General features: G+C 67.0%; 1 protein-coding gene. It reads right to left on the bottom strand.

The features are described 5' to 3' along the window. Nucleotides 1-31 precede the first annotated feature (31 nt). Complete coding sequence (locus tag VB618_RS19720; RefSeq protein ID WP_329798456.1) at nucleotides 32-1,522, bottom strand: NAD-dependent succinate-semialdehyde dehydrogenase; 1,491 nt, start codon at nucleotides 1,520-1,522, stop codon at nucleotides 32-34. Nucleotide 1,523 lies beyond the last annotated feature (1 nt).

The following is a 1,523-nucleotide window of genomic DNA, read 5'->3' as shown; positions in this document are numbered from 1 at the left end:
GAAAGCCCGGCTTGGCCGGGCTTCTTGCCGGCTACAGCCCGGCGATGTTGATGTACTTGATCTCGAGAAAGCCCTCGATGCCGTACTTGGAGCCCTCGCGCCCAAGCCCCGACTGCTTCACGCCGCCAAACGGCGCCATCTCGTTGGCGAGCGCCGGCGTGTTCACCCCCACCATGCCGCTCTCCAGCGCCTCCGCCACACGCCACACACGCGCCATGTCACGGGCATAGAAGTACGACGCCAGCCCGAACTCCGTGGCATTGGCCATCCCGATCACCTCCGCCTCGTCGGCAAACGTGATGATCGGCGCAAGCGGCGCAAACGTCTCCTCCTTGGTCACCTTCATGGCCTGGGTGATCCCCGTCATCACGGTCGGCTCAAAGAACGTGCTGCCCAGAGCCGAGCGCCGGCCTCCCACCAGCACCTGCCCACCCTTGGCCAGGGCATCGGCCACATGCTCCTCCATCTTGGTCACGGCGCGCTCGTCGATCAGCGGCCCCATGGCCACCCCTTCCTCCGTGCCGCGCCCGAGCTTCAGGCCCTTGGCCTTCTCCGCCAGCTTCTCGGCAAAGGCTTGCGCCACACTCTCCTGCACATAGATCCGGTTGGCGCACACGCAGGTCTGGCCCGCATTGCGGAACTTGGACGCCAGGGCGCCCTCCACGGCCGCATCGAGATCCGCATCGTCGAACACGATGAACGGCGCGTTGCCACCCAGCTCCAGCGACAGGCGCTTGATGCTGGAGCCGGCCTCGCGCATCAGCCAGCGGCCCACATTGGTCGAGCCGGTGAAGGTGATCTTGGCCACCTTCGGGTTGTGGCAGAACTCCTCGCCGATGGGCCGGGCCTCCGTGGTGGTGATCACCGAGAAGGCGCCCTTCGGCACGCCCGCCCGCTCGGCCAGCACGGCAAGCGCCAGGGCCGAGAGCGGGGTCTGGGCTGCGGGCTTGAGCACCATGGTGCAGCCGGCGGCCAGCGCCGGGCCCACTTTCCGGGTGATCATGCCATTGGGAAAGTTCCACGGGGTGATGGCCGCGCACACCCCCACCGGCTGCTTGAGCACCACGATGCGCTGGGAAGGAGCAGCCCCGGGAATGACGTCGCCGTTGATGCGCTTGGCTTCCTCGGCAAACCACTCGATGTAGGCCGCATTCGAGATCACCTCGCCCTTGGCCTCCGCCAGAGGCTTGCCCTGCTCGGTGGTGAGGATCAGCGCCAGATCGTCGGCGTTTTCGACGATCAGCTCGTACCAGCGGCGCAGGATGACGCTGCGCTCCTTGGCGGTGCGCTTGGCCCAATCCTTCTGCACCGCATGCGCCGTGTCGATGGCCTGGCGGGCGGCCTCCACGCCGAGATCAGGCAGCTCGAGGATCAGCGCGCCGTCGAAGGGGTCGGTGACGGCAAAGCTGGGCCCGTCGGCAGCCCCTACCCACGCGCCCGCCACATAGGCCCAGTCCACCAGAAGCGACGCGTCCTTCAGATCCAGAACACGACGGGCAGCAGGCTGGTGATGAACACTCATG

This window comes from Microvirga sp. CF3062 (assembly GCF_036314045.1).
Classification (GTDB): domain Bacteria; phylum Pseudomonadota; class Alphaproteobacteria; order Rhizobiales; family Beijerinckiaceae; genus Microvirga.
Note: the sequence above shows the minus strand (reverse complement) of the source record. Positions and strands in the feature narration are given on the sequence as shown.